General features: G+C 71.4%; 23 protein-coding genes. 8 read left to right on the forward strand and 15 right to left on the reverse strand.

All coding sequences use genetic code 11. The features are described from left to right. Window positions 1–204 precede the first annotated feature (204 nt). Window positions 205–4,755 (forward strand): FtsK/SpoIIIE domain-containing protein, encoded by a 4,551-nt coding sequence (locus RKD23_RS16045; RefSeq protein WP_424854280.1) that lies wholly within the window; start codon window positions 205–207, stop codon window positions 4,753–4,755. A gap of 9 nt (window positions 4,756–4,764) precedes the next feature. Further along, on the forward strand, window positions 4,765–5,367 hold the full coding sequence (locus RKD23_RS16050; RefSeq protein WP_424854281.1) for a hypothetical protein: 603 nt from the start codon (window positions 4,765–4,767) through the stop codon (window positions 5,365–5,367). A gap of 6 nt (window positions 5,368–5,373) precedes the next feature. Here RKD23_RS16050 and RKD23_RS16055 read toward each other — a convergent pair whose 3' ends face one another. Continuing rightward, entirely contained in the window at window positions 5,374–6,222 is an 849-nt protein-coding gene (locus tag RKD23_RS16055; RefSeq protein ID WP_424854282.1) for a menaquinone biosynthetic enzyme MqnA/MqnD family protein, read from the reverse strand. A 287-nt stretch (window positions 6,223–6,509) separates the two neighbouring features. Here RKD23_RS16055 and RKD23_RS16060 point away from each other — a divergent pair, with 287 nt between their 5' ends. Next, the gene (locus tag RKD23_RS16060; protein ID WP_003992177.1) at window positions 6,510–6,713 is read left to right on the forward strand and encodes a cold-shock protein; all 204 of its coding nucleotides are present in this window, start codon (window positions 6,510–6,512) and stop codon (window positions 6,711–6,713) included. Between the two features lie 119 nt (window positions 6,714–6,832). Here the strand turns inward: RKD23_RS16060 and RKD23_RS16065 are convergent, their stop codons facing one another. After that, a complete protein-coding gene (locus RKD23_RS16065; RefSeq protein WP_424854283.1) occupies window positions 6,833–7,399 on the reverse strand; it encodes a helix-turn-helix domain-containing protein in 567 nt (188 codons plus the stop codon). 70 nt (window positions 7,400–7,469) lie between these two features. On the opposite strand from RKD23_RS16065, the gene RKD23_RS16070 reads away from it, so the two are divergent. From RKD23_RS16070 to RKD23_RS16080, 3 genes are all read left to right on the forward strand, one after another. Further along, entirely contained in the window at window positions 7,470–8,156 is a 687-nt protein-coding gene (locus tag RKD23_RS16070; RefSeq protein WP_424854284.1) for an AzlC family ABC transporter permease, read from the forward strand. Beyond that, on the forward strand, window positions 8,153–8,467 hold the full coding sequence (locus tag RKD23_RS16075) for an AzlD domain-containing protein (RefSeq protein ID WP_424854285.1): 315 nt from the start codon (window positions 8,153–8,155) through the stop codon (window positions 8,465–8,467). Before RKD23_RS16070 ends, RKD23_RS16075 begins: the two co-directional genes overlap by 4 nt. Window positions 8,468–8,535: 68 nt before the next feature. After that, window positions 8,536–9,189 carry a class I SAM-dependent DNA methyltransferase gene (locus RKD23_RS16080; protein ID WP_424854286.1) on the forward strand — a complete coding sequence of 218 codons (654 nt, stop codon included), beginning with the start codon at window positions 8,536–8,538 and terminating at the stop codon, window positions 9,187–9,189. Here the strand turns inward: RKD23_RS16080 and RKD23_RS16085 are convergent. Next, entirely contained in the window at window positions 9,186–9,722 is a 537-nt protein-coding gene (locus RKD23_RS16085) for a DUF6817 domain-containing protein (RefSeq protein WP_424854287.1), read from the reverse strand. The two genes, RKD23_RS16080 and RKD23_RS16085, sit on opposite strands and share 4 nt — an antisense overlap. A gap of 197 nt (window positions 9,723–9,919) precedes the next feature. Between RKD23_RS16085 and RKD23_RS16090 the strand changes: the two genes are divergently transcribed. After that, complete coding sequence (locus tag RKD23_RS16090) at window positions 9,920–10,822, forward strand: LysR family transcriptional regulator (protein ID WP_424854288.1); 903 nt, start codon at window positions 9,920–9,922, stop codon at window positions 10,820–10,822. An 86-nt stretch (window positions 10,823–10,908) separates the two neighbouring features. Here the strand turns inward: RKD23_RS16090 and RKD23_RS16095 are convergent, their stop codons facing one another. Both RKD23_RS16095 and RKD23_RS16100 read right to left on the reverse strand, forming a co-directional pair. Next, window positions 10,909–11,247: a DoxX family protein gene (locus RKD23_RS16095; RefSeq protein ID WP_424854289.1), complete on the reverse strand. Its 339-nt coding sequence runs from the start codon at window positions 11,245–11,247 to the stop codon at window positions 10,909–10,911. A 92-nt stretch (window positions 11,248–11,339) separates the two neighbouring features. Further along, window positions 11,340–13,298, reverse strand: coding sequence for an AMP-dependent synthetase/ligase (locus RKD23_RS16100; RefSeq protein WP_424854290.1), 1,959 nt, complete (start codon window positions 13,296–13,298; stop codon window positions 11,340–11,342). Window positions 13,299–13,579: 281 nt separating this feature from the next. On the opposite strand from RKD23_RS16100, the gene RKD23_RS16105 reads away from it, so the two are divergent. Next, complete coding sequence (locus tag RKD23_RS16105; protein ID WP_424858252.1) at window positions 13,580–14,404, forward strand: MaoC family dehydratase; 825 nt, start codon at window positions 13,580–13,582, stop codon at window positions 14,402–14,404. Between the two features lie 68 nt (window positions 14,405–14,472). Here the strand turns inward: RKD23_RS16105 and RKD23_RS16110 are convergent, their stop codons facing one another. The 10 genes from RKD23_RS16110 to RKD23_RS16155 form a co-directional block, all read right to left on the reverse strand. After that, window positions 14,473–15,105: a TetR/AcrR family transcriptional regulator gene (locus RKD23_RS16110; RefSeq protein ID WP_424854291.1), complete on the reverse strand. Its 633-nt coding sequence runs from the start codon at window positions 15,103–15,105 to the stop codon at window positions 14,473–14,475. Window positions 15,106–15,119: 14 nt separating this feature from the next. Then, complete coding sequence (locus tag RKD23_RS16115) at window positions 15,120–15,419, reverse strand: DUF4229 domain-containing protein (protein ID WP_424854292.1); 300 nt, start codon at window positions 15,417–15,419, stop codon at window positions 15,120–15,122. An 86-nt stretch (window positions 15,420–15,505) separates the two neighbouring features. Then, window positions 15,506–16,030, reverse strand: coding sequence for an N-acetyltransferase family protein (locus RKD23_RS16120; RefSeq protein ID WP_424854293.1), 525 nt, complete (start codon window positions 16,028–16,030; stop codon window positions 15,506–15,508). 16 nt (window positions 16,031–16,046) lie between these two features. Beyond that, window positions 16,047–16,688: a UdgX family uracil-DNA binding protein gene (locus tag RKD23_RS16125; protein ID WP_424854294.1), complete on the reverse strand. Its 642-nt coding sequence runs from the start codon at window positions 16,686–16,688 to the stop codon at window positions 16,047–16,049. Between the two features lie 112 nt (window positions 16,689–16,800). After that, entirely contained in the window at window positions 16,801–17,964 is a 1,164-nt protein-coding gene (mqnE, locus tag RKD23_RS16130; protein WP_404043968.1) for an aminofutalosine synthase MqnE, read from the reverse strand. 84 nt (window positions 17,965–18,048) lie between these two features. Continuing rightward, window positions 18,049–18,504 (reverse strand): Lrp/AsnC family transcriptional regulator, encoded by a 456-nt coding sequence (locus tag RKD23_RS16135; protein ID WP_404043970.1) that lies wholly within the window; start codon window positions 18,502–18,504, stop codon window positions 18,049–18,051. Between the two features lie 56 nt (window positions 18,505–18,560). Next, window positions 18,561–19,232, reverse strand: coding sequence for a UbiX family flavin prenyltransferase (locus RKD23_RS16140; protein ID WP_404043972.1), 672 nt, complete (start codon window positions 19,230–19,232; stop codon window positions 18,561–18,563). A gap of 31 nt (window positions 19,233–19,263) precedes the next feature. Further along, window positions 19,264–19,737: a Uma2 family endonuclease gene (locus RKD23_RS16145; RefSeq protein WP_424854295.1), complete on the reverse strand. Its 474-nt coding sequence runs from the start codon at window positions 19,735–19,737 to the stop codon at window positions 19,264–19,266. A 96-nt stretch (window positions 19,738–19,833) separates the two neighbouring features. Then, window positions 19,834–20,736 carry a menaquinone biosynthesis prenyltransferase MqnP gene (mqnP, locus tag RKD23_RS16150; protein ID WP_424854296.1) on the reverse strand — a complete coding sequence of 301 codons (903 nt, stop codon included), beginning with the start codon at window positions 20,734–20,736 and terminating at the stop codon, window positions 19,834–19,836. Continuing rightward, window positions 20,733–22,184, reverse strand: a complete 1,452-nt coding sequence (locus RKD23_RS16155) for a menaquinone biosynthesis decarboxylase (RefSeq protein ID WP_424854297.1) — start codon at window positions 22,182–22,184, stop codon at window positions 20,733–20,735. The genes mqnP and RKD23_RS16155 overlap by 4 nt, the downstream gene beginning before the upstream one ends. Window positions 22,185–22,264: the final 80 nt, after the last annotated feature.

The raw sequence follows: 22,264 nt of genomic DNA on the forward strand, positions 1-22,264 counted from the left end.
GAGGCAGCAGCTTACGTGTGGGGCTTGCGGTGTCACATCCCGACCGTGTGAACAAGACGCGTGGGCGCGTGGCCGAGTTGTGCGTTTCGCGCCGGAGTGACGCCCCGCCGCGTTGCCATCGGGAAGTGTGGCCCGTCCCCCGCTCGGCCTCCTGTCCCCCCAAGCGGCTATCGTCACAACGACTCGCACTGGGGAGGACATAGCGTGCGCCTGACTCTGACCGTCGTCGATCCGTTCGGCGGAGGCTCCGCCGATGTCGTACTCGATGCCGATCCCGAGTCCACCGTCGGAGACATCGCCCAGGAGCTGGCCAAGCAGGTCGGCGACATGGGTGCCCAGGTCATCCCGATCGGGCAGCAGGCGAGGGCCGGCAGCGGTCCGCTCGTCTATGTGGACGGGTACGCCGTCGATCCGAGCGCCACCGTCGTGCGCTCGCCGCTGCGCGACGGCGCGGTCGTCAGCCTCCAGGACCCTTCGGGGTGTCTGCCCGGTGAGCCCGCCGGGCTGGTGGAGCTGCGGGTCGTCGGCGGGCCCGCGGCCGGGTTCGTGCACCGGCTGGGGGTCGGGCGGTACGACATCGGCAGCGGGCCGGCGTCGTACGTCCGGATCGACGATCCCGAGGTCGAGGCCCGCGCCCTGACCCTGTCCGTCGCCTCCGACGGCACCTGCACCCTCGCCGTCCATGTGGAGGACGACGACGCCGTACGCCTCGACGGGAAGTCCGTTGACGGCGACGAGTGGCCCCTCGGCGCCCAGGTCTCCGTCGGCAACACCCTGCTCCAGCTCGCCCGTTACTCCCCGCCCGACGCCGCGCTGAAGTGGTCCGAGGACGGCATCGGGCTCGACTACAACCGGCCGCCCCGGCTGCGGCCGGCCGAGCGGCAGACCAAGTTCCGGCTGCCCAGCCCGCCCCGCGAGTACGAGGCCCGGCCGCTGCCCTGGCTGATGGCGCTCACCCCGCTGGTCGGTGCCGTCGTCTCCGTGCTGATCTTCCAGCGCTGGTACTACCTGATCATGGCGGGCCTCAGCCCGATCCTGCTGTTCGCCAACTACTTCAACGACAAGAAGCACGGGCGCAAGTCCCATGCCAAGCAGGTCAAGGAGTACAAGGAGCAGAAGGAGCGGATCGAGGCCGACGCGCAGGAGGCGCTGCGCAACGAGCGGGACGACCGGCGGCACGCCGTGCCCGACCCGGCCGCCGTGCTGTCGCTGGGCACGGGGCCGCGCACCCGGCTGTGGGAGCGGCGGCGCACCGACCCCGACCATCTGATGCTGCGGGTCGGCACCGGCACCCTGCCCTCCGAGGTCGTCCTCGACGACCCCGAGCAGGACGACCACCGCCGTCAGGTCACCTGGAACATCGAGGACGCCCCCGTCGCGCTGTCCCTGCGCCAGCTCGGCGTCATCGGCATCGCCGGACCCGGCGACTCCGCACGCGCCCTCGGACGCTGGGCCGTCGCGCAGACGGCCGCCCTGCACAGCCCGATGGACGTGCAGTTCTGCGTCCTCAGCGACAACTCGGCCCGCGACAGCTGGGACTGGCTGCGCTGGCTGCCGCACACCCGGCCCGCCGCCGGCCTGGACGTGAACATCCTCATCGGCACCGACGCCGAGACCGTCGGCGCCCGCATCGGCGAGCTGACGCAGATCCTCGACGCCCGCAAGAAGGCCGCCGAGCAGAACCGCGGCCAGGCCGCCACCTTCTCCGACCCGGACATCGTCGTCGTATGGGACGGGTCGCGGCGGCTGCGCTCCCTGCCCGGTGTCGTACGGCTGCTGCGCGAGGGCCCTTCGGTGTCGATGTTCGCCGTCTGCCTCGACGCGGAGGAGCGGTTCCTGCCCGGCGAGTGCCAGGCGTTCGTCGTCGCCGAGCCCCGGCAGAAGAAGGAGCAGCACACCGACGCCGTCGCCCCCGCGTCCGCGCCCGGCGGCTTTCCCTCGTTCCAGGCCTGGCACACCGCCGCCCCGCAGGAGACCCGCTCCGACGACCGGGTGCCCGAACTGCGGCTGCGCGTCGAGGAGGCCGGAGCCGAGCGGATCAAGGACGTACGGCCCGACTTCGTCTCCCCGGCCTGGTGTCTGCGGCTCGCCCGGGCCCTCGCGCCGCTGCGGGACATCAGCGGGGAGACCGAGGACTCGGCGCTGCCCGGCTCCAGCCGGCTGCTGGACGTGCTCCAGCTCGAACCGCCGACCCCCGACGCCATCACCGCGCGCTGGCGGATGGGCGGGCAGTCCACGCTGGCCGTCATCGGTGAGTCGTACGACGGTCCGTTCGGCATCGACATCCGCAAGGACGGCCCGCACGGTCTCATCGCCGGTACGACCGGTTCAGGTAAGTCGGAGCTGCTGCAGACGATCGTGGCGGCGCTGGCGGTGGCGAACACGCCCGAGAACATGACGTTCGTGCTCGTCGACTACAAGGGCGGCGCGGCCTTCAAGGACTGTGTCCATCTGCCGCACACCGTCGGCATGGTGACCGACCTCGACGCCCATCTGGTGGAGCGCGCGCTGGAGTCGCTGGGCGCGGAGCTGCACCGGCGCGAGCACATCCTGGCCGCCGCGGACGCCAAGGACATCGAGGACTACCAGGATCTCGTCCGCAGGGATCCCTCGCACAAGCCCGTGCCCCGACTCCTCATCGTCATCGACGAGTTCGCCTCGATGGTGCGCGACCTGCCCGACTTCGTCACGGGACTTGTGAACATCGCCCAGCGTGGCCGTTCGCTGGGCATCCACCTGCTTCTGGCCACCCAGCGGCCCTCCGGCGTCGTCTCGCCCGAGATCCGCGCCAACACCAACCTCCGTATCGCCCTGCGCGTCACCGACGGCGGCGAGTCGAGTGACGTCATCGACTCGCCCGAGGCCGGCCACATCTCCAAGAACACCCCCGGCCGTGCCTACGCCCGCCTCGGGCACGCCTCCCTGGTCCCCTTCCAGTCCGGCCGCGTCGGTGGCCGGCGCCCCGGTGCCGCGGACCCGGCGGCGCTCGCGCCCTGGGTCGGCCCGCTGGCCTGGGAGGACCTGGGCCGGGCGGCGCTCGCCAAGCCCAAGTCTCAGGCGCGCGAGGACGACGAGATCACCGACCTGAAGGTCCTCGTCGACACCATCCGCGACGCCAACCGCTCGCTCGGCATCCCGCCCCAGCACAGCCCGTGGCTGCCCGCGCTGGACGAGACGCTGCTGCTGGACGACGTACCGGCACCGGCGTTCACGCCCGCACCGGGCAAGCTCGCGCCCGCGCCGTACGGCGTCGAGGACCTGCCGGCGCTCCAGGCGCGGCGCCCGGTCGTCGTGGACTTCGAGAGCTTCGGGCATCTGATGATCGGCGGCGCCCCGCGCAGCGGCCGCTCGCAGGTGCTGCGCACCCTCGCGGGCTCGCTCGCGCGCACGCACTCCGTCGCCGACGTCCACCTGTACGGCATCGACTGCGGCAACGGCGCGCTGAACGCGCTGACCCGGCTGCCGCACTGCGGCGCGGTCGTGAGCCGCAACCAGACCGAGCGGGTGATCCGGCTCGTCAACCGGCTCAAGGGCGAGATGGACCGGCGGCAGAACCTCCTCGCCGACAAGGGCTTCGCGGACATCGGCGAGCAGCGGGCCGCGGCCGCCGAGGACGAGCGGCTGCCGCACATCGTGGTGCTGCTCGACCGCTGGGAGGGCTGGGTGCCCACGCTCGGCGAGCTCGACCACGGCTCGCTCACCGACGAGCTGCAGACGATGATGCGCGAGGGCGCGAGCGTCGGCATCCACCTGGTCCTCACCGGTGACCGCACCCTGCTGGTCGGCCGGATCGCGACCCTCACCGAGGACAAGTACGGTCTGCGGCTCGCCGACCGCAGCGACTTCTCCGCACTCGGCATCCCGGCCCGCAAGGTGCCCGAGGAGATCCCGCCGGGCCGCGCCTTCCGCAACGAGTCCGGTACGGAGACGCAGTTCGCGCTGCTCGCCGAGGACACCACCGGCCAGGGCCAGGCGGCGGCGCTGACCGCGATCGGCGAGGCGGCCGCGGCCCGGGACGCCGAAGTGCCGCGCGCGCGGCGGCCGTTCCGCGTCGACAGCCTGCCCAGCCGGATCTCCTTCCCCGACGCGTGGGAGATGCGCGACCCGGAGGCGGCCCGCTCGAAGCTGTGGGCGCTGGCCGGCATCGGCGGCGACGAGATCGTCGGCCTGGGCCCCGATCTGGCCGACGGCGTACCGGCGTTCGTGATCGCGGGCCCGGCCAAGTCGGGCCGCTCGACGGTGCTGATGAACTTCGCGCAGTCCTACCTCCGGCAGGGCGTACGGCTGGTGATCGCCGCGCCCCGGCAGTCCCCGCTGCGCGGGCTCGAAGGCACCGAAGGCGTCCTGAAGGTCTTCACCGGCGACGACATCGACGAGGACGAGTTCGAGGAGCTCATCGACGACGCCGAGCCCTCCACCGACGCGCCGGTCGCCGTGCTGATCGACGACGCCGAGATCCTGGACGACGCCGACGCCGCGAGCCAGCTGAAGAAGGTCGTCTCGCGGGGCGCCGAGCGCGGTCTGGCCCTCGTCATCGCCGGTGACGAGGAGGACGTGTGCAGCGGCTTCTCCGGCTGGCAGGTCGACGCCAAGAAGGCCCGCCGCGGCATCCTCCTCTCCCCGCAGGAGTCCTCCAGCGGCGACCTCATCGGCCTGCGCCTGTCCCGCAGCCTGGTCGGCGGCCAGGTCGCCCCCGGCAAGGGCATGCTGCACCTGGGCGACGGCGAGCTGCGCACCGTCGTGGTCCCGGGGTAGGGGCCGGGCATGGGTGGGGGTTCCGCGCGTCCGAAGCGCCGCCGGGCGGCGGGGGCGAGCCTGGCGTACGACCATCAGCGCCGGCGTCCGCGGCTGCCGGGGGCGAAGAAGCGGGAGTGGAGCTGTGGCTTCGCTCTGCTGGTGCTGCTGGTGGCGTTTGCGCTCATCGTGCCGGTGGCCGTCGCGGCCGTCACCTGGGGGGAGACGATCTGGGGCGAGGTCGCGGCGGACTGGCCGGGCGGCGGCTACGGCTTCGCCGCGACCGTGGGCGCCCTGGTGCCCCTTGCCTTCGCGGCCTTCGTCGCCCCGCTCACCCGGATGGACCGGGGCAGGAGCAAGGCGCGTTCGCTCGGCTGGGCCTGCGCCGCGCTGCCGGGGTTGCTCGCCTGCCAGGGGCTCGGCGCCGTCATCTCCGGCGTGCTGCGGCCCAAGCACCGCCGGGACTGGGACACCGTGTGCTACAGCGAGGGTCACCCCTGCTGGGTGCACGTGCACTACCCGTGGGTCTGGCTGGTGGGCCTGCTGGTCACCCTCGCCGTGGGGGCGCTGCTGATCGCCGTGCTCGTCCGGTACGCGGCACCGCGCGCCGAGCGCCCCTCCGAGGCCCCGTAGCACGCCCTACGGCTGGAGCAGGTCCACCTTCACGTCCGCCGGGAAGCCGGTCGTCGGGCCGACGCGGCGGGCGAACTCGGCGACGGCCTCGAGCTGGGGGGCGCCGAAGCGGAAGTCGAGGGTGGTGAAGTAGCGCTCCAGGACCTGCTCGTCGAAGGCCTCCCAGCGGGCGGCCTGCTCGGCGACCTTGGCGACCTCCTCCAGGGAGAGGTTGCGGGAGGCGAGGAAGGCCTCGTGGACCTTGCGGGTGATGTCCGGCTCGCGCTCCAGGTAGTCGCGGCGGGCGGCCCAGACGGCGAAGACGAACGGCAGCCCGGTCCACTCCTTCCACAGCGCGCCGAGGTCGTGCACCTGGAGGCCGAAGCGGGGGCCGTCGTGCAGGTTGGCGCGCAGGGCGGCGTCGCCGATGAGGACGGCGGCCTCGGCCTCCTGCATCATCAGGCTGAGGTCGGGCGGGCAGGTGTAGTAGTCCGGCTGGACCCCGTAGCGCTCGGCGAGGAGCAGCTGGGCGAGGCGGACCGAGGTGCGCGACGTGGAGCCGAGGGCGACGCGGGCGCCGTCGAGGCGCTCCAGGGGCACCTGCGAGACGATCACGCAAGACATGACCGGGCCGTCGCAGCCGACCGCGATGTCGGGGAAGGCGACGAGGTCGTCGGCGTTGCGGAGGAACTCGACGAGGGTGACCGGACCGATGTCGAGGTCGCCGCGGACCAGCCGCTCGCTGAGCTTCTCAGGGGTGTCCTTGGTGAGCTCGAAGTCGAGGAGCGTGCCGGTTCTCGCGAGCCCCCAGTACAGGGGCAGGCAGTTCAGGAACTGGATGTGTCCGACGCGCGGCCGGGTGCGAGAATTGTCCACATCGTGAGGCTAGACCCCGTCGGGAACGCCACGGACTCCGACCCCCTGGTCAACCCGTTCACCGGATCTTCAAACATCCGGGTGACGTGATCTTGACCTCTATTGCATTCGGCTGCCCGCGTGCTAGGCTCGCCGCAAGTTGCAGTTTGGTTTCCCTTGCAGTACAGAGCCTGCGGAGCATGTAACCGCGGGCTCTCGTCGTTTTCAGGCGGATGCAGTTGTGCAGGACTTGTCTTCACACTTGCTGGTTCTGGAGCAGGGCAACCCTTTGAGCCCAAGGAGGGCTTATGGCTACCGGAACCGTGAAGTGGTTCAACGCCGAAAAGGGCTTTGGCTTCATCGCCCAGGAAGGCGGCGGCCCCGACGTCTTCGTCCACTACTCCGCGATCAACGCGAGCGGCTTCCGCTCGCTCGAGGAGAACCAGCAGGTGTCCTTCGACGTCACGCAGGGCCCCAAGGGCCCGCAGGCGGAGAACGTCACCCCGGTCTGATCTGACCTGATCCGATCCGGTCGAATTGAGTGCAGTACCCAAGGAGCCCCGCTACCCCTCGTGGCAGCGGGGCTCCTGCCTTTCCCGATCTTCCCTTCGGGTGAATTCCCGGCGAATTCTCAGACGTGCTGCATGATCAGCACGAACCGGCTGCCGGGCTCCAGCGCCTCGTAGGCGTGCGGCACGTCACCCCGATAGCTCATGTAGTCGCCCGGCCCCAGCTCCACGCTGTCCCCGTGCGGCCCGGCTTTCACTTTCCCGGCGCTGACCACGATGTGCTCCACGGACCCCGGAATGTGCGGCTCCGAATCCCGTACGGTGCCGGGCTCCAGGCGGATGTCGTAGATGTCGCGCCGCACGCTCGGCGGGCTCGCCGACAGCAGCGTCGCGACATAGTCCGCCTGCTCGGACTGGACCGCGGGGCCCTCCCCCGAGCGAATCACCCGAACGGCCGGAACCGGCGGTTCCACCAGCGCGCTGAACGGCACGCCCAGCGCCACCGCCAGCGCCCAGATCGTCTCCATGCTGGGGTTTCCGCTCGCCGCCTCCAGCTGCGACAGCGTGGACTTCGCGATCCCCGCACGCTTGGCCAGCTCCGACAGGGACAGCCCGACGCGGGTGCGCTCGCGCCGCAGCGCGGCGGCGATCCAGTCGAGGGGAAGGCGGGGCGGTACGGGTCCCGGCATGTTCGTTCGCTCCATCGGTACGCAGCGTTCGCCTTGACGAACGACGGGTCTGCTGTCCATTGTAGAAAACATGCGTTCGACACAGCGAACAACCACGGCGATCGACGCCGAACTCCTCCGTGACGTCTCCCTCGTCTGCCTCGCGGGCGGGATCGTCGGTGTGTCGTTCGGCGCCATCGCCGTCGCGGGCGGGCTGCCGGTCTGGGTGCCGGTGGTGATGTCCCTGGTGGTGTACGCCGGCTCGGCCCAGTTCAGCGCGGTCGGCGTGCTGCTGGCCGGGGGCGGTCCGGTCGCCGCGGCCGCGACGGGGCTGCTGCTCAACACCCGCACGGCGGCCTTCAGTCTCGCCGTCGCCGGCGTCATCGGGCGTGGCCGAGTGGCCCGGCTCGTCGGGGCGCACCTGGTGACCGACGAGACGGTCGCCTTCGCCCTCGCCCAGCGGGATCCCGGCCGCCGCCGGGCCGCCTTCTGGGTCTCCGGCGTCGCCCTGTTCGCCGTCTGGAACGCCGGCGTCCTCGCGGGCGCGCTCGCCGGGACCGCCCTCGGCGACACCGGCCGGTTCGGCCTGGACGCCGCCTTCCCCGCCGTGCTCGTCGCGCTCGTCCTGCCGACCGTGCGGTCGGACGCCGCCGTCCGCAGGGCCGCCCTGCCCGGCGCCGCCCTGGCGCTCGCGGCCACGCCGTACGTGCCTGCCGGGGTGCCGGTGCTGCTGGCCCTGGCGGGGCTGATGCTGTACGGCAGGGGGCGTACGGCATGAGCCCGACCGTCGCGATGATCCTCGCCCTCGCCCTCGGCACGTACGCCTTCCGGCTGGTCGGCCCCGCCCTGCACGGCCGCGTGGAGATCCCGCCCCGGGTCCGGGACCTGCTGTCGGCCGGAGCGGTGGTCCTGCTGGCCGCACTCCTCGCCACCGGCGCGCTCACCGAGGGCGGCGGCTTCGCGGGGTGGGCCCGCCCGGCGGGGGTACTGGCCGCGGGGCTGCTGGCGTGGCGCAGGGCGCCGTTCGCGGTGGTGGTCCTGGGAGCGGCGGCGACGACGGCTGCGCTGCGGGCGCTGGGGGTGGCGTGAAGGCCGATGTGGGGGCGGGCGGCCTGAAGGAGGCCCGGTGTCAGTGGGGGCCGCTAGGGTGCCCCGCCATGACCGACACCGACTTTCTCACCGCCACCCGCACCTTCTACGACGCCATCGCCGAGGACTACGCCGACCACTTCCGGTCGGACCTCGCCGACCGGCCCCTGGAGCGGGCCCTGTTGGCCGCGTACGCCGAGCTGGTGACGGGACCCGGCCCGGTGGCCGACCTCGGCTGCGGGCCGGGCCGGGTGACGGCGAGGCTGGCGGCGCTGGGGCTCGACGCGTACGGGCTGGACCTGTCGGCGTCCATGCTGGCCGTGGCCCGGCGGGAGAACCCCGGGCTGCGCTTCGAGCAGGGCTCGATGCTGGACCTCGACGTCCCCGACGGGCATCTCGCCGGGATCGTGTGCTGGTACTCCTCCATCCACACCCCTGTGGACCGCCTCCCCGACCTGTTCGCCGGCTTCCACCGGGCCCTCGCCCCCGGCGCCCCGCTCCTCCTCGCCTTCCAGGCCGGGGACGTCCCGAGCCGCGTCGAGCAGCCCTACGGGCACCCGGTCGCCCTGGACTTCCAGCGCAGGCGGCCGGACGCCATGGCGGCACTGCTGGCGGAGGCCGGTTTCGAGCCGCACTCCCGCATCGTGCGCGAGCGCGACGCGACACTGGGCGACAAGACCCCGCAGGCCTTCCTGATCGCGCTGAAGCCCGGTCGGTCCTAAACGGCGCGTCCCAGGACGGCCACGCATTCCTCCCACGCCGTCCGGCTCAGCAGCGGGCGCAGCCGGGTGCACAGCTTCAGCAGGTCGGGGCCCCAGCGCTCGCGGAAGAGCGGGTCCTCCCAGGCCAGGTCCAGCTCGTTCGCCGCGGTCAGTTCGGCGAGGTCGCGCCGCAGCCGCGCTCCGGGGACATGGGTGCGGCCGGTGAAGCGGTCGCGGAAGGGCGAGCCGGGTTCGGCGAGGACCGGGTAGGAGGCGCCGCGGTCGCAACTGCCGTACGCGTACACGATCGCCTCGGCCTCGTCGCCGATCAGGGCCGCGAGCTCGGCGCGCCGGTCGAGGGGAAGCAGGGCGGTGGGAAAGCCGTCGGTGCCGTAGCAGGCGTGGCAGAGCCCGGCCAGTTGCAGTTCGCGGCGTGCGCCCCAGGCGGCGAGGCGTTGCCGGACGCGGTCCAGGTGGGCGAGGAGGGTGCCGCCGGGGTGCGCGACGGACTCGGCGCCCAACCGGCTCAGGAACGCGTGGGCTTCGCTGGACATGAGCGGAAGGTCCCTTCATGACGGGGCCCGGTGTGGGTCGGCACCCGCTCCCCCTCCCCGCCCTGGTCCGGACCCCGGCGGGGCGCGGAGCGGGTTGCCGCCCTGGGCCCTGTGAAGATCCTCGTACGGCGGCGGAGCCCAGTCAATCCTAAGTATTTGTCGCCAACTCCAAGCTCGGGCTTGGGTATTGTCGGCGCATGACCCTCGACGATCTCCGTGTGTTCGTTGCCGTGTGCCGGGCCGGCAGCCTCAGTGCGGTGGCCCGGGATCTCGGGTGCACCCAGTCCGCGGTGAGCCAGCATGTGAAGCGGCTGGAGCGGGAGACGGGGGTGAGCCTGCTGGAGCGGCTGCCGCGCGGGGTGGCGCCGACGGCGGCGGGGCGGGTGCTGGAGGCGGCCGCGGCGGAGGGGATCGCCGGGCTGGACCTGGCGCTGCGGCGGCTGCGGGACCTCGCGGACGGGGAGAGCGGGTCGGTGCGGGTGGCGACGGGGGCGACGACCGTACGGCACTTCATGGCCGACGCGATCGTCGCGTTCCGGCGGACTCACCCCAAGGTCAACCTCGAGTTCCGTACGGAGAGTTCGAGCCGGGCCTGCTTCGGGGCGCTCGCCGACAGCGAACTCGACCTCGCGTGGATCACCCTCGGGGCGCCGGTGCGGGGGGTCGAGCAGCGGGCTGTGGCCGAGTTGCCGTGGGTCCTTGCCGTACGGCCGGACGATCCGCTGGCCCGGCAGTCGGCGGTCGATGCACAGCAGCTCGCCGGGCTGTCCGACCTGCGGCTGATACGGCTGCCGCCCAACTCGACCTCGGCGGCTCACCTGGACGCCGCCTGCGCGGAGTTGGGCGTCCGGTTCGCCTTCGACACGGGGGTCGCCGACTGGGACACGGCCTTGTTGCTGGCCGAGTTGGGGCTGGGGCGGGCGATGATTCCGGCCCGGCCCGGACTGTCGGCCGAGGACGGCCGGTTGCGGTTGCTTCCGGTGCCGGGGCTGCGGCCGCTGCGGGTGGGGTGGGCCGTACGGCGGTGGGACGCGTTGCCGCCGGTCGCTCGGGCCTTCGCCGACACGGTCGCGGCCAGTTTTGAGCGCCCCTCGCCGTAGACCCGGCCGTCGCGTCGCGAGTGCTGCGCCGTCGTGGCTTGTCGCGCAGTTCCCCGCGCCCCTGAAGCGCTCTCCCAAAGGCACGTTCACAGCAGGGCCAGCGACGCCACCGCCGGGGCCGCGTACAGCATCGGGAACAGTACGTGGCCGTAGGAGCGGGCCCTCAGGACCGCGACGACCGCGCCCGTGAAGTACAGGGCCAGCCCGATCGCCGCCGCGACCCCCACCCACGGCAGTGCGAGGCCCACCAGCATGCCCGCCGAACCCGCCGCCTTGGCACCGGCGAGCCTGTTCCACCAGGACTGCGGGACGCCGTACTCGGTGAGCGGTGCGACGACCCACTCCTGGCGGCTGAAGAGGGCCCAGGCAGAGAAGCCCGCCATGAGGGCTCCAAGGACGGTGACGACGGCGTAGGCGATGGACATGATGGGCTCCTCGTCGGTGCGCGGTGGGTGTTCACCTCACTGACACACCGCGGAGGAAGAACGTGACCGCACCAGCCCCCGCGAGACGCACGTCACTCTCGCGTGCCGCCGTACAGGCCCTCCACCACGTCCGAGAAGTCCCGCAGGATCGCCTGGCGGCGCAGCTTCATGGAGGGGGTGAGATGGCCGGAGAACTCGGTGAAGTCGGTGGGGAGGATGGCGAAGCGGCGGATGGACTCGGGGCGGGAGACGAGGCGGTTGGTCTCGTCGACGGCTCGCTGCAGGATGTGGCGCAACTCCTCGTCGTCCACCAGGAGTTCGGCGGGGACCGGATGGCGGCCGTTCATCCGGCGCCAGTGGGTCACGCCCTCCATGTCGAGGGTGATGAGGGCGGTGACGTAGGGGCGGCGGTCGCCCACGAGGACGCAGTGGGAGATCAGGGGGTGGGAGCGCAGGTAGTGCTCCAGCGGGGCCGGGGCCACGTTCTTGCCGCCGGAGGTGATCAGGATCTCCTTCTTGCGGCCGGTGATGACGAGATAGCCGTCCTCGTCGAGACGGCCGAGGTCGCCCGTGGGGAACCAGCCGTCCGGGGTGGCCGGGACCACTCCCCCGGCCGCCGGGTCCCAGTAACCGCGGAAGACCTGACCGCCGGCCAGCAGGATCTCCCCGTCGGCGGCGATCCGCACGCGCGTGCCCGGCAGCGGCCAGCCGACCGTGCCCAGGCGGGGTTTGAGCGGCGGGGTGACGGTCGCCGCGCCGGTCGTCTCGGTCAGGCCGTAGCCCTCGTACACGGCGATGCCCGCGCCCGCGAAGAACGCGGCGAGGTCGCGGCCCAGCGGTGAGCCGCCGCAGATGACATGCCGGACCCGCCCGCCGAGGGCGCCCCGCACCCGCCGGTAGACCAGCGGGTCGTACAGCGCCCGGGACGCCTTCAGGGCCGCACCGGGACCGGACCCGGTGCCGTGTCGGGCGGCCTCGACCGCCTCGGCGTAGCGGCGCGCGGTGCCGGCGGCACGCTCGAACGCGGCGCTCTTGCCGCCGCGTTCGGCGGTGGCGCGGGCGTTGTTGTACACCTTCTCCAGCATGTACGGGATGGCCAGCAGGAAGGTCGGCTTGAAGGCGGCCAGGTCGGCCAGCAGGTCCTCGGCCTTCAGGCTGGGCGCGTGCCCGAGCCGCACCCGGGCGCGGACGCAGGCGACGGCCACCATCCGGCCGAAGACGTGCGACAGCGGCAGGAACAGCAGCGTGGCCGGCTCGCCGCCGATCTTCTCCTTGAAGACGGGGTAGAGCAGTTCGACGGCGTTGTCGACCTCGGCGAGGAAGTTGCCGTGGGTGAGGGCGCAGCCCTTGGGGCGGCCGGTGGTGCCGGAGGTGTAGACGAGCGTGGCGAGCGTGTCCGGGCCCAGCACCCCACGCCGTACGGCCACTTCCTGGTCGGGCACGTGCGCGCCCACCTCCACCAGCCGCTGGACGTGTCCCTGATCGATGGCCCACAGATGGCGCAGGTCGGGCAGATGCCCGAGCTCCGGTCCGAGCGTGCCGGCCTGTGCGGCCGTCTCGGTGATCAGGGCGACCGTGCCGGAGTCCTGGAGGATCTGCCGGGCCTGGAAGGCGGAGGAGGTCGGGTAGACCGGCACGGTGACCAGTCCGGCGGCCCACGCGGCGAAGTCCAGCAGCGTCCACTCGTAGCAGGTGCGCGCCATCACGGCGAGCCGGTCGCCGGGCACGAGCCCCTCCGCGATCAGCCCCTTGGCCACGGCGAGCACCTGCCCGGCGAACGCGGCCGCCGTCACGTCCTGCCAAGTGCCGTCCGCCATACGGCGGCTGAGGACGCGGTGCCCGGGGTCGGCCCCGGCGTTCTCGAACGGCAGGTCGGCCAGCGAGCCGTGCGACACGGGCGGCACCAGCGGCGGTACGGCCGCCTCGCGCACCTCTCCGTCCAGCCGGCGCAGCTCGGGCCGCACGAGCACGGGGCCACCGTCCGGGTCGTACTCCAGGGACGACTCGGCCGTCGGCTCGGGCACGGAGGGGGACGAGTACGAGATCGGCATGTCGGCTCCTGAGGCCTGCAGCTGCGTCCTTGCGGTGCTGCATGAGGTACGCGGGTCCCGCACCGCGGCGTTCAGCGCAGGGGGTCACCAGCGGTCAGATGCGTGATCGTACGGCGCCCTCGTGGGGAGTCGGTGCGGGTTCCGGGGGGTTCCGGAGGTGGTCCGGGGCCGGGCCTGTGCAGCCCCGAGCCCTTGCGCGCCTTTGGTTTACCTACGGTAACCTTACTCCGCAGTAAGAAGGAAGAGCCGTGCACACCGAACGCGCCCGGGAGCAGCCGACCATGCCCGAGGTCACCCTCGCCGCACCACCCGCTCTGGCCCCTCTCCTCGTCCGCGGCGCGGTCCGCTCCCCCTTCAGGCGACCGCACCCCGACGCCGCATTCCCCCGCGACCGGCTCGTGCTGCCCGGGGTGTGCGTGGACGCCGCCCGCCTCGCCCGCTACGAGCGCGTGTGCGGGTTCCCGACGGGGGCGGAGGCGCTGCCGGTGACGTACCCGCATGTGCTGGCCTTTCCGCTGGCCATGCGGTTGATGAGCGCGCGGGCGTTTCCGTTGCCGTTGCTGGGGTTGGTGCACACGTCGATCTCTCTTGTCCGGCATCGGCCGCTGCCGGTGGGGGGCGAGTACGAACTCGCCGTGGAGGTCGCGGGGTTGGCGCCCCATCGCCGGGGGACGGAGGCGACGGTCGTCACCGAGGCGCGGTTGGGTGGGGCGGTCGTGTGGGAGTCGGCCAGTACGTATCTGGCGCGGCATGGTGAGGGTTCCCCTGCGGGGAGGGGCGCCGAGCCTGGTGATCCGCTGCCGGTTCGGGAGGAGTGGCGGCTGTCCTCGGACGTGGGGCGGAGGTATGCGGGGGTTTCCGGAGACCGGAACCCGATTCATCTGTCCTCGGTGACTGCCCGGTTGTTCGGGTTTCGGCGGACGGTTGCCCATGGCATGTGGACCGCCGCGAGGTGTCTTGCCGCGTTTGGGGAGGTTGAGCGGGTTCGGGTGGGGTTTCGCGCGCCTGTGTTGTTGCCAGGTGCGGTGGAGTTCGCTGTCGGCGAGGGGGCTTTCGAGCTGAGGTGCGGAGAGAGGGTGCACCTTACGGGGACCGTGGGAGTGTGATCGCCATGCGTTGCCGGGTGCGGGTGATTCGTGGTTGCTCGCGCAGTTCCCCGCGCCCCTAAAGACAGCTACCTCCAGCGGTGGCCTTCCATCAGCGTGCCCAGGCCCGACCAGGAGAAGTTCATCAGCGTCGAGGCCGCTTGTTGGGCGGTGACTCCCTCCGTGGCGTTGGCCCAGGTCGCCAAGGACTCGGCTGCGCCCACCAGGGCCTCTGCCAGGCCGGCGACCTCGTGGTCGGGGAGGTCGGGGTTGTGGTGGGCCTCGCGGGCGGCGACGGCGAGGAGCTGGGTGACGAAGGTGACGATCTCCTTGCGCAGCGCGGCGACCTCGGCGGCGAAGCGGTCGCCGTGGGTGCGGGCGTGCAGGTGGAGGACGGACCAGGCGTCCGGGTGCTGCGCGGTGTGGGTGAAGAAGGCCAGCAGGCCGTCCCAGAGGCGGCGGTCGGCGGGCTCCTCCAGACGCACGGCCGCGCGCACGGCCTCGGTGAGCGCGGCGGCCTCGCGGCGGATGACCGCGGAGAACAGGTCGTCCTTGGAGTTCAGGTACAGATACACCAATGGCTTGGACACACCCGCGAGTTCCGCGATGTCGTCCATCGAGGCGGCCATGTACCCGCGCTGCCCGAAGATCCGTACGGCGGCGTCCAGCATCTGCTGCTCACGGACGGCACGCGGCATCCGCTTGGTCTTCACAGCTCCCATGGGAGCAAGGGTAGTTAGGACGCGCTGCGCGTACGCGCGGCCTCGTCGACCGCGGCGTCCTCCTGGCTGCGGTTGGCCTCGAAGTTCGCCTTGGCCCGCTCGACCCGCTCGACGACCTGCGCCGAGGCCCGGTCCCGCTCGCCGCGCAGCACGACGAAGCTGATGGGCGCCGAGATCACCAGGGCGAGCAGCACGACCCACATGCCGTTCGAGCCGCCGAGGCCGCGCGGGACGATGCCGGAGTAGACGAGACCCCAGACGACCACCAAGCAGGCCACGAAGATCCCGAGGCGCATCAGCGTGTACCGGAGCATCTCAATCCACTCTTCCGAATCCAAAAGGGGGCACCGTCCAGTGAAGCACGCCGGGCCCCCGATCTTGTACGGGGGTCAGGCCCGGCTCAGCCGAGCGGCAGCAGCATGATCACGTCGTCGCGGTCGTCGCCCGGAGCCACGCGGATCGCGCCGGGGATGCGGCCGACCTCCTTGTAGCCGCAGGAGCCGTAGAACCGCTCCAGGCCGAGGCCGCCGCGGCAGGTGAGGCGGATCGCCTCGATGCCGTCCAGGCCGCGGGCCGCGTCCTCGGCGGCCGCCAGCAGGTCACGGCCGTAGCCCTTGCCCTGGTGGCGCGGGTGCACCATCACCGTGTACAGCCACAGCCAGTGCGTCATCAGCCGGTGGGTGTTGAAGCTGAGGAACGCGGTGGCGGCGACGCGGCCGTCCTCGTCGTGTCCGACCAGCAGCCGGACGCGCCCCTCCGCCATCGCCGCGAAGTGCTTCACCAGCTCCGGGCGTATCGTCTCCCGCTCCACCGGCGGCACGAAGCCGACGGCTCCGCCCGCGTTGGAGACATCGGTCCACAGGTCGAGGAGGCCGTCGCGCAGCTCGGGGGTGACGGCCGGGTCAAGAGTGAAAGTAAGGGCCACGCAGGCATCGTAGCCATTACGCCAGCGCGCGTGCCGCGGTTTCCAGATCGTGGACGAGCCCCTCGTACGCCGTCTTGCGGTCGTCCGCCCGCAGCACGGACGAGGGGTGCACGGTCGGTACGAGCCGCTCCTGGCGTCCGTGGATCTCCCGCTCCAGCACGGTGCCGCGCACCTCGGTGACCTTGAACGAGCTGCCCAGCAGCGCCTTGCCCGCGGTCGCGCCGAGCACCACGATCAGCTCCGGCTCGACGATCGCCAGCTCCGCGGCCAGCCAGGGGCCGCACGCCGTCATCTCGCGCAGGTTCGGAGACTTGTGGATACGCCGTTTCTTCGGCTCGGCCTGGGTGAACTTGAAGTGCTTGACCGCGTTGGTGACGTACGCCTCGCCCGGGTCGATGCCGGCCTCGGCGAGGGCACGGTCCAGCAGCTTCCCCGCGGGGCCTACGAAGGGCTTGCCCTGGCGGTCCTCCTGGTCGCCGGGCTGCTCTCCTACGAGCATGACGCGGGCGGTCGTCTTTCCCTCGCCGAAGACGGTTTGCGTCGCGTCGCGGTGGAGGGGGCAGCCTCGGCAACCGGCTGCGGCCTTGCGGAGGGCCCCGAGGGAGGCACCCTCAGGAACGAAGGGGGCTGCGGTGTAGGCGTCTTCGGGGGCGGTCACGCTCGCCGGGTACCCCCGGGGGAGGTTCCCAAGGGGCGCGGGGCTGTATCAATGTGCGGCTCCGCCGCGTGGGCGCGACCGGCCACAGACCACCCGCACCCGGAAGACGGTCTCAGAACCTCATCGACTGGGGCTCTTCCCGACGGCCGACGGCCGGGCCCTCGAACTCGCGGATGATCTCGTAGCGCGTGTTCCGCTCGACCGGGCGGAACCCGGCGTCACGGATCAGGTCCAGCAGATCGTCACGGGTCAGCTTGTTCGGCGTGCCGTAATTGTCGGCGTCGTGGGTGATCTTGTACTCGACGACCGAGCCGTCCATGTCGTCCGCGCCGTGCTGGAGGGCGAGCTGGGCGGTCTGGACGCCGTGCATCACCCAGAAGACCTTGACGTGCGGGACGTTGTCGAAGAGGAGCCGGGAGACCGCGAAGGTCTTCAGGGCCTCCGCCGGGGTCGCCATGGTGGTGCGCGCCTGGAGGCGGTTGCGGATCTTGCCGTCCTGCATGTCGACGAAGTCGTGCTGGTAGCGCAGCGGGATGAAGACCTGGAAGCCGCCGGTCTCGTCCTGCAGCTCGCGCAGCCGCAGCACGTGGTCGACGCGGTGGCGGGGCTCCTCGATGTGGCCGTAGAGCATCGTGGAGGGCGTCTTCAGGCCCTTCTCGTGCGCGAGGCGGTGGATGCGGGACCAGTCCTCCCAGTGGGTCCTGTGGTCCACGATGTGCTGCCGGACCTCCCAGTCGAAGATCTCGGCGCCGCCGCCGGTGAGGGACTCCAGGCCGGCGTCGATCAGCTCGTCGAGGATCTCGGAGGCGGAGAGTCCGGAGATCGTCTCGAAGTGGTGGATCTCGGTCGCCGTGAAGGCCTTCAGGGAGACGTTCGGGAGGGCGGCCTTCAGCTCGCGCAGCGAACGCGGGTAGTACCGCCAGGGCAGGCTGGGGTGCAGGCCGTTGACGATGTGCAGCTCGGTGAGGTTCTCCGACTCCATCGCCTTGGCGAGCTTGACGGCCTCCTCGATGCGCATCGTGTACGCGTCCTTCTCCCCCGGCTTGCGCTGGAAGGAGCAGTACGCGCAGGAGGCCGTGCACACGTTGGTCATGTTGAGGTGCCGGTTGACGTTGAAGTGCACCACGTCGCCGTTCTTGCGGGTGCGCACCTCGTGGGCGAGCCCGCCGAGCCAGGCCAGGTCGTCCGACTCGTACAGCGCGATGCCGTCCTCGCGAGTCAGCCGCTCACCGGAGCGGACCTTCTCTTCAAGCTCGCGCTTGAGCCCGACGTCCATGCGTTTTGCCCCTCTCTAAGACAGCTCGCCCAACCGTACTCCCCCACCCTTCGGGCGGGGGGACCCCCATACGGCGCTCCGCGCCTACACCTCTTCGGGAAGTTCCCCGACCCGGTTCTCCCACTTGGTGGAGAGCACGATGGTGGTACGGGTCCGGGAGACGCCCCGGGTGCCGCTGAGCCGCCGGATGATCTTCTCCAGGCCGTCCACGTCGTTGGCGCGCACCTTGAGCATGAAGGAGTCGTCACCGGCGATGAACCAGCAGTCCTCGATCTCGGTGAAGTCCTTCAGCCTGCGCGCCACGTCCTCGTGGTCGGCGGCGTCGGAGAGGGAGATGCCGATGAGGGCGGTGACGCCGAGGCCGAGGGAGGCGGAGTCCACCGTCGCCCGGTAGCCGGTGATCACCCCGGCCGCCTCCAGCCGGTTGATGCGGTCGGTGACGCTGGGTCCCGACAGGCCGACGAGGCGTCCCAGCTCCGCGTAGGAGGCCCGGCCGTTCTCCCTCAGGGCCTGGATGAGCTGCCTGTCCACCGCGTCCATGCGATCGAAGCCTTCCGAGATCAAGGGTGATGTGGTCTGAGTGTTCCGGGTGCCGGTCAGGAAGGGCGGGCCCCGCCGAGGTCGCCCTTCCACCGGCGGTAGAGGTCGTGCGCGACGCCCGCCGCGTCCAGGACGCGTCCGGCCACGAAGTCCACCAGGTCCTGGATGTGCGTGGCGCCGGCGTAGAAGGCGGGCGAGGCGGGGACGACACAGGCGCCCGCGTCGTCGAGCGCGACGAGGTGGCGCAGGGTCTGGCCGTTCAGCGGGGTCTCGCGTACGGCCACGACCAGGGTGCGGCGTTCCTTGAGGGTGACGCTCGCCGTGCGCTGGAGCAGGTCCTTGGACAGGCCGAGCGCGACACCGGCGACACAGGCCGTGGAGGCGGGCACGATCAGCATGCCCTTGGCCGGGTACGAGCCCGAGGAGGGTCCGGCGGCGAGGTCACCGGCGTTCCAGTACCGCACTCCGGTCAGGTCCACGTCGAAGCGGTCCGGCTTCCCGTCGGCCCCTCGGGCCAGCCATTCGCGCAGGTCGTCCTGCCAGTGGGCGTCCCGGAAGGAGATCCCGGTCTCGTCCAGCAGCGTGAGCCGCGAGGCCCTGCTGACCACGAGATCGACGCTCTCCCCGGCGTCCAGCAGCCCACGCAGCACAGCCGCCGCGTAGGGCGTCCCCGACGCCCCGGACACCCCCACGATCCAAGGCTTGCGCTGCGATTCTCCTGCGTTCACATATTGAGCGTACCGGTGGGACGAACGTGCCTCAGGACGGGTGGGGGGCCCTGGGGTCCACGGGAAGCTGTGCGGTGGGGATCTTCAGCCGGCCCAGCGGAGAGTCGACCACGACCTCCGGGCCGTACGCGATGAGGTCGCGGCCACGGTAGCCGTCGGGCCCGGGGTTCCACATCGTGACCAGCTGCCCCTTCAGCGGATCGAGGATGAGGTAGTCGGCGATGCCGCGCGCGGCGTAGCGGCGGGGCTTCAGCTCGTAGTCGCGCCGGATGCTCTCAGGGGAGACGACCTCGACGACGAGCTCGACGAGATCCGGCGGGTACGCGATCTCGTTGCGCCGGGCCTCGGCTGCGGGGAGAACCGCCAGGTCGGGGCAGAACTCGTTGTCGTGGTCGAAGGGCAGGACGACATCGCTGACGACCGCCCATCGCAGGCCCAGCTGCGGTTCGAGCGCGGTCCACACCCTGTGGACCGTGGTGCCGTGGTGCGGAGTGAGCGGGCACATCACAAGGCTCCCCGCGACGATCTCCGTGGATGGCCCGGGAAGGCGTCTTCGAACTCGCTCAGGCGTGCATGGACGCGGCCCACGCGGTCACGCTATTCAGACGGTCAGACCCCGCACCAGAAGATCCAGCAGCGCGCACCCGAACAGGGCAATGCCGATGAACCCGTTGACGCTGAAGAACGCCCTGTTCAGGCGGCTCAAGTCGTGCGGCCGGACGATCGTGTGCTCGTACACGAAGGCCCCCGCCACGATCAGCAGGCCCAGCCAGAAGAAGGCGCCCGCGTCCGTCAGCAGGGCGTACCAGGTGAAGAGGGCCGTCGTCACGGCGTGGCAGGCGCGGGCGCCCCAGATCGCCGCCGGGATGCCGAAGCGGGCCGGCACGGAGCCCACGCCTGTCTCGCGGTCGGACTCGACGTCCTGACAGGCGTAGATGAGGTCGAAGCCGCCGATCCAGATGCCGACGGCCAGGCCGAGGATCACCGCGTCCCAGGACCAGGAGCCCGTGATCGCCAGCCAGCCGCCGACCGGGCCCATCGCCTGGGCGAGACCCAGGATGGCCTGGGGGAAGTTCGTGAAACGCTTCCCGTAGGGGTAGACCACCATCGGGATCACGGCGACCGGCGCCAGGGCGAGGCACAGCGGGTTCAGCAGGGCCGCCGAGCCCAGGAAGACCACCACCGCGATCAGCGCGCCCGTCCAGGCGTGCTTCACGCTCATCGCGCCCGTGACCAGTTCGCGCTGCGCCGTCCTCGGGTTCCGTGCGTCGATCTCGCGGTCGATGATCCGGTTGACCGCCATGGCGAAGGTCCGCAGACCCACCATGCAGATCGTCACCAGCAGCAGCCGGCCCCAGTGGATGTTGCCGTCCAGCTCGAACATCGCCGTCAGCGCGGCGATGTACGCGAAGGGCAGCGCGAAGACCGAGTGCTCGATCATCACCAGGCGCAGAAAGGCCTTGGTGCGTCCTGGCTGCGGAAGGGCCGCGGATGCGCTGCTCACAGGCCGTACTCCTTCCAGCGGCGGTCCACCTTCGCCGCCGTATCCGGGTCGGACAGGACCATCTCCGGCCACCCCCCGTCGCGCGTGTAGCCCTCCTCCGGCCACTTCCGCGTCGCGTCGATGCCCGCCTTGCCGCCCCAGAACTGCTGGTAGGAGGCGTGGTCCAGATGGTCCACCGGACCCTCGACCACGGTCAGGTCACGGGAGTAGTCCGTGTTGCCGAGTGCTCGCCAGGCGACCTCGTGCAGATCGTGGACGTCGCAGTCGGCGTCCACGACGACGATCAGCTTGGTCAGGGACATCATGTGCGCGCCCCAGACCGCGTGCATCACCTTCTGCGCGTGTTTGGGGTACTTCTTGTCGATCGAGACGATCGCGCAGTTGTGGAAGCCGCCCGCCTCGGGCAGGTGGTAGTCCACGATGTCCGGGACGATGATCTTGAGCAGGGGCAGGAAGAAACGCTCCGTGGCCCGGCCCAGCGGGCCGTCCTCCGTCGGGGGACGGCCGACGACGATCGACTGGAGCAGCGGCCGCTTCCGCATCGTCACGCAGTCGATCGTCAGCGCCGGGAACGGCTCCTGCGGCGTGTAGAAGCCGGTGTGGTCCCCGAAGGGCCCCTCCGGCAGCATCTCGCCGGGCTCCAGCCAGCCCTCGAGGACGACCTCCGCCTGCGCGGGCACCTGGAGCGGGACCGTCTTGCAGTCGACCAACTCGATGCGCTTGCCGGCGACGAAGCCCGCGAAGAGGTACTCGTCGATGTCGCCGGGGAGCGGGGCCGTCGAGGCGTACGTCACCGCGGGCGGGCAGCCGAAGGCGATGGCGACGGGGAGGCGCTCACCGCGGCGGGCGGCGACCTGGTAGTGGTTGCGGCTGTCCTTGTGGATCTGCCAGTGCATGCCGATGGTGCGCTTGTCGTGGCGCTGGAGCCGGTACAGACCGAGGTTGCGGATGCCGGTGTCGGGGTCCTTGGTGTGGGTCAGCCCCAGGTTGAAGAAGGACCCGCCGTCCTGCGGCCAGGTGAACAGGGCCGGCAGCCGGTCCAGGTCGACCTCGTCGCCCTTGAGGACGACCTCCTGCACGGGGGCCTCTTTCACCTTGCGCGGCGGCACGTGCGTCATCGCGCCCAGCTTGCCGAAGGCCTCCCGCACACCGACGAACCCTTGCGGCAGCTCCGGCTTCAGCAGGCCGCCGATCTTGTCGCTGATGTCGTCGTACGACGTCAGGCCCAGGGCCTTCAGCAGGCGGCGGTCGGTGCCGAAGACGTTCATCGCGAGGGGCATCGAGGAGCCCTTCACGTTCTCGAAGAGCAGCGCGGGGCCGCCCGCCTTGTTGACCCGGTCGACGATCTCCCCGACCTCCAGGTGCGGGTCGACCTCCACCTTGATGCGCTTCAGGTCTCCCTCGCGCTCCAGTGCCCTGAGCAGGGAGCGAAGATCGTCGTAAGCCATGGGGTCAAGTATCCGGCACGCACTACGCTGGGGGCGTCACCGGGGTGCCGCGCCCCGGGGCCGTACTCGCAAGGGGACCG

The sequence above is a fragment of the Streptomyces sp. SAI-170 genome (genome assembly GCF_049739565.1).
Lineage (GTDB): Bacteria > Actinomycetota > Actinomycetes > Streptomycetales > Streptomycetaceae > Streptomyces.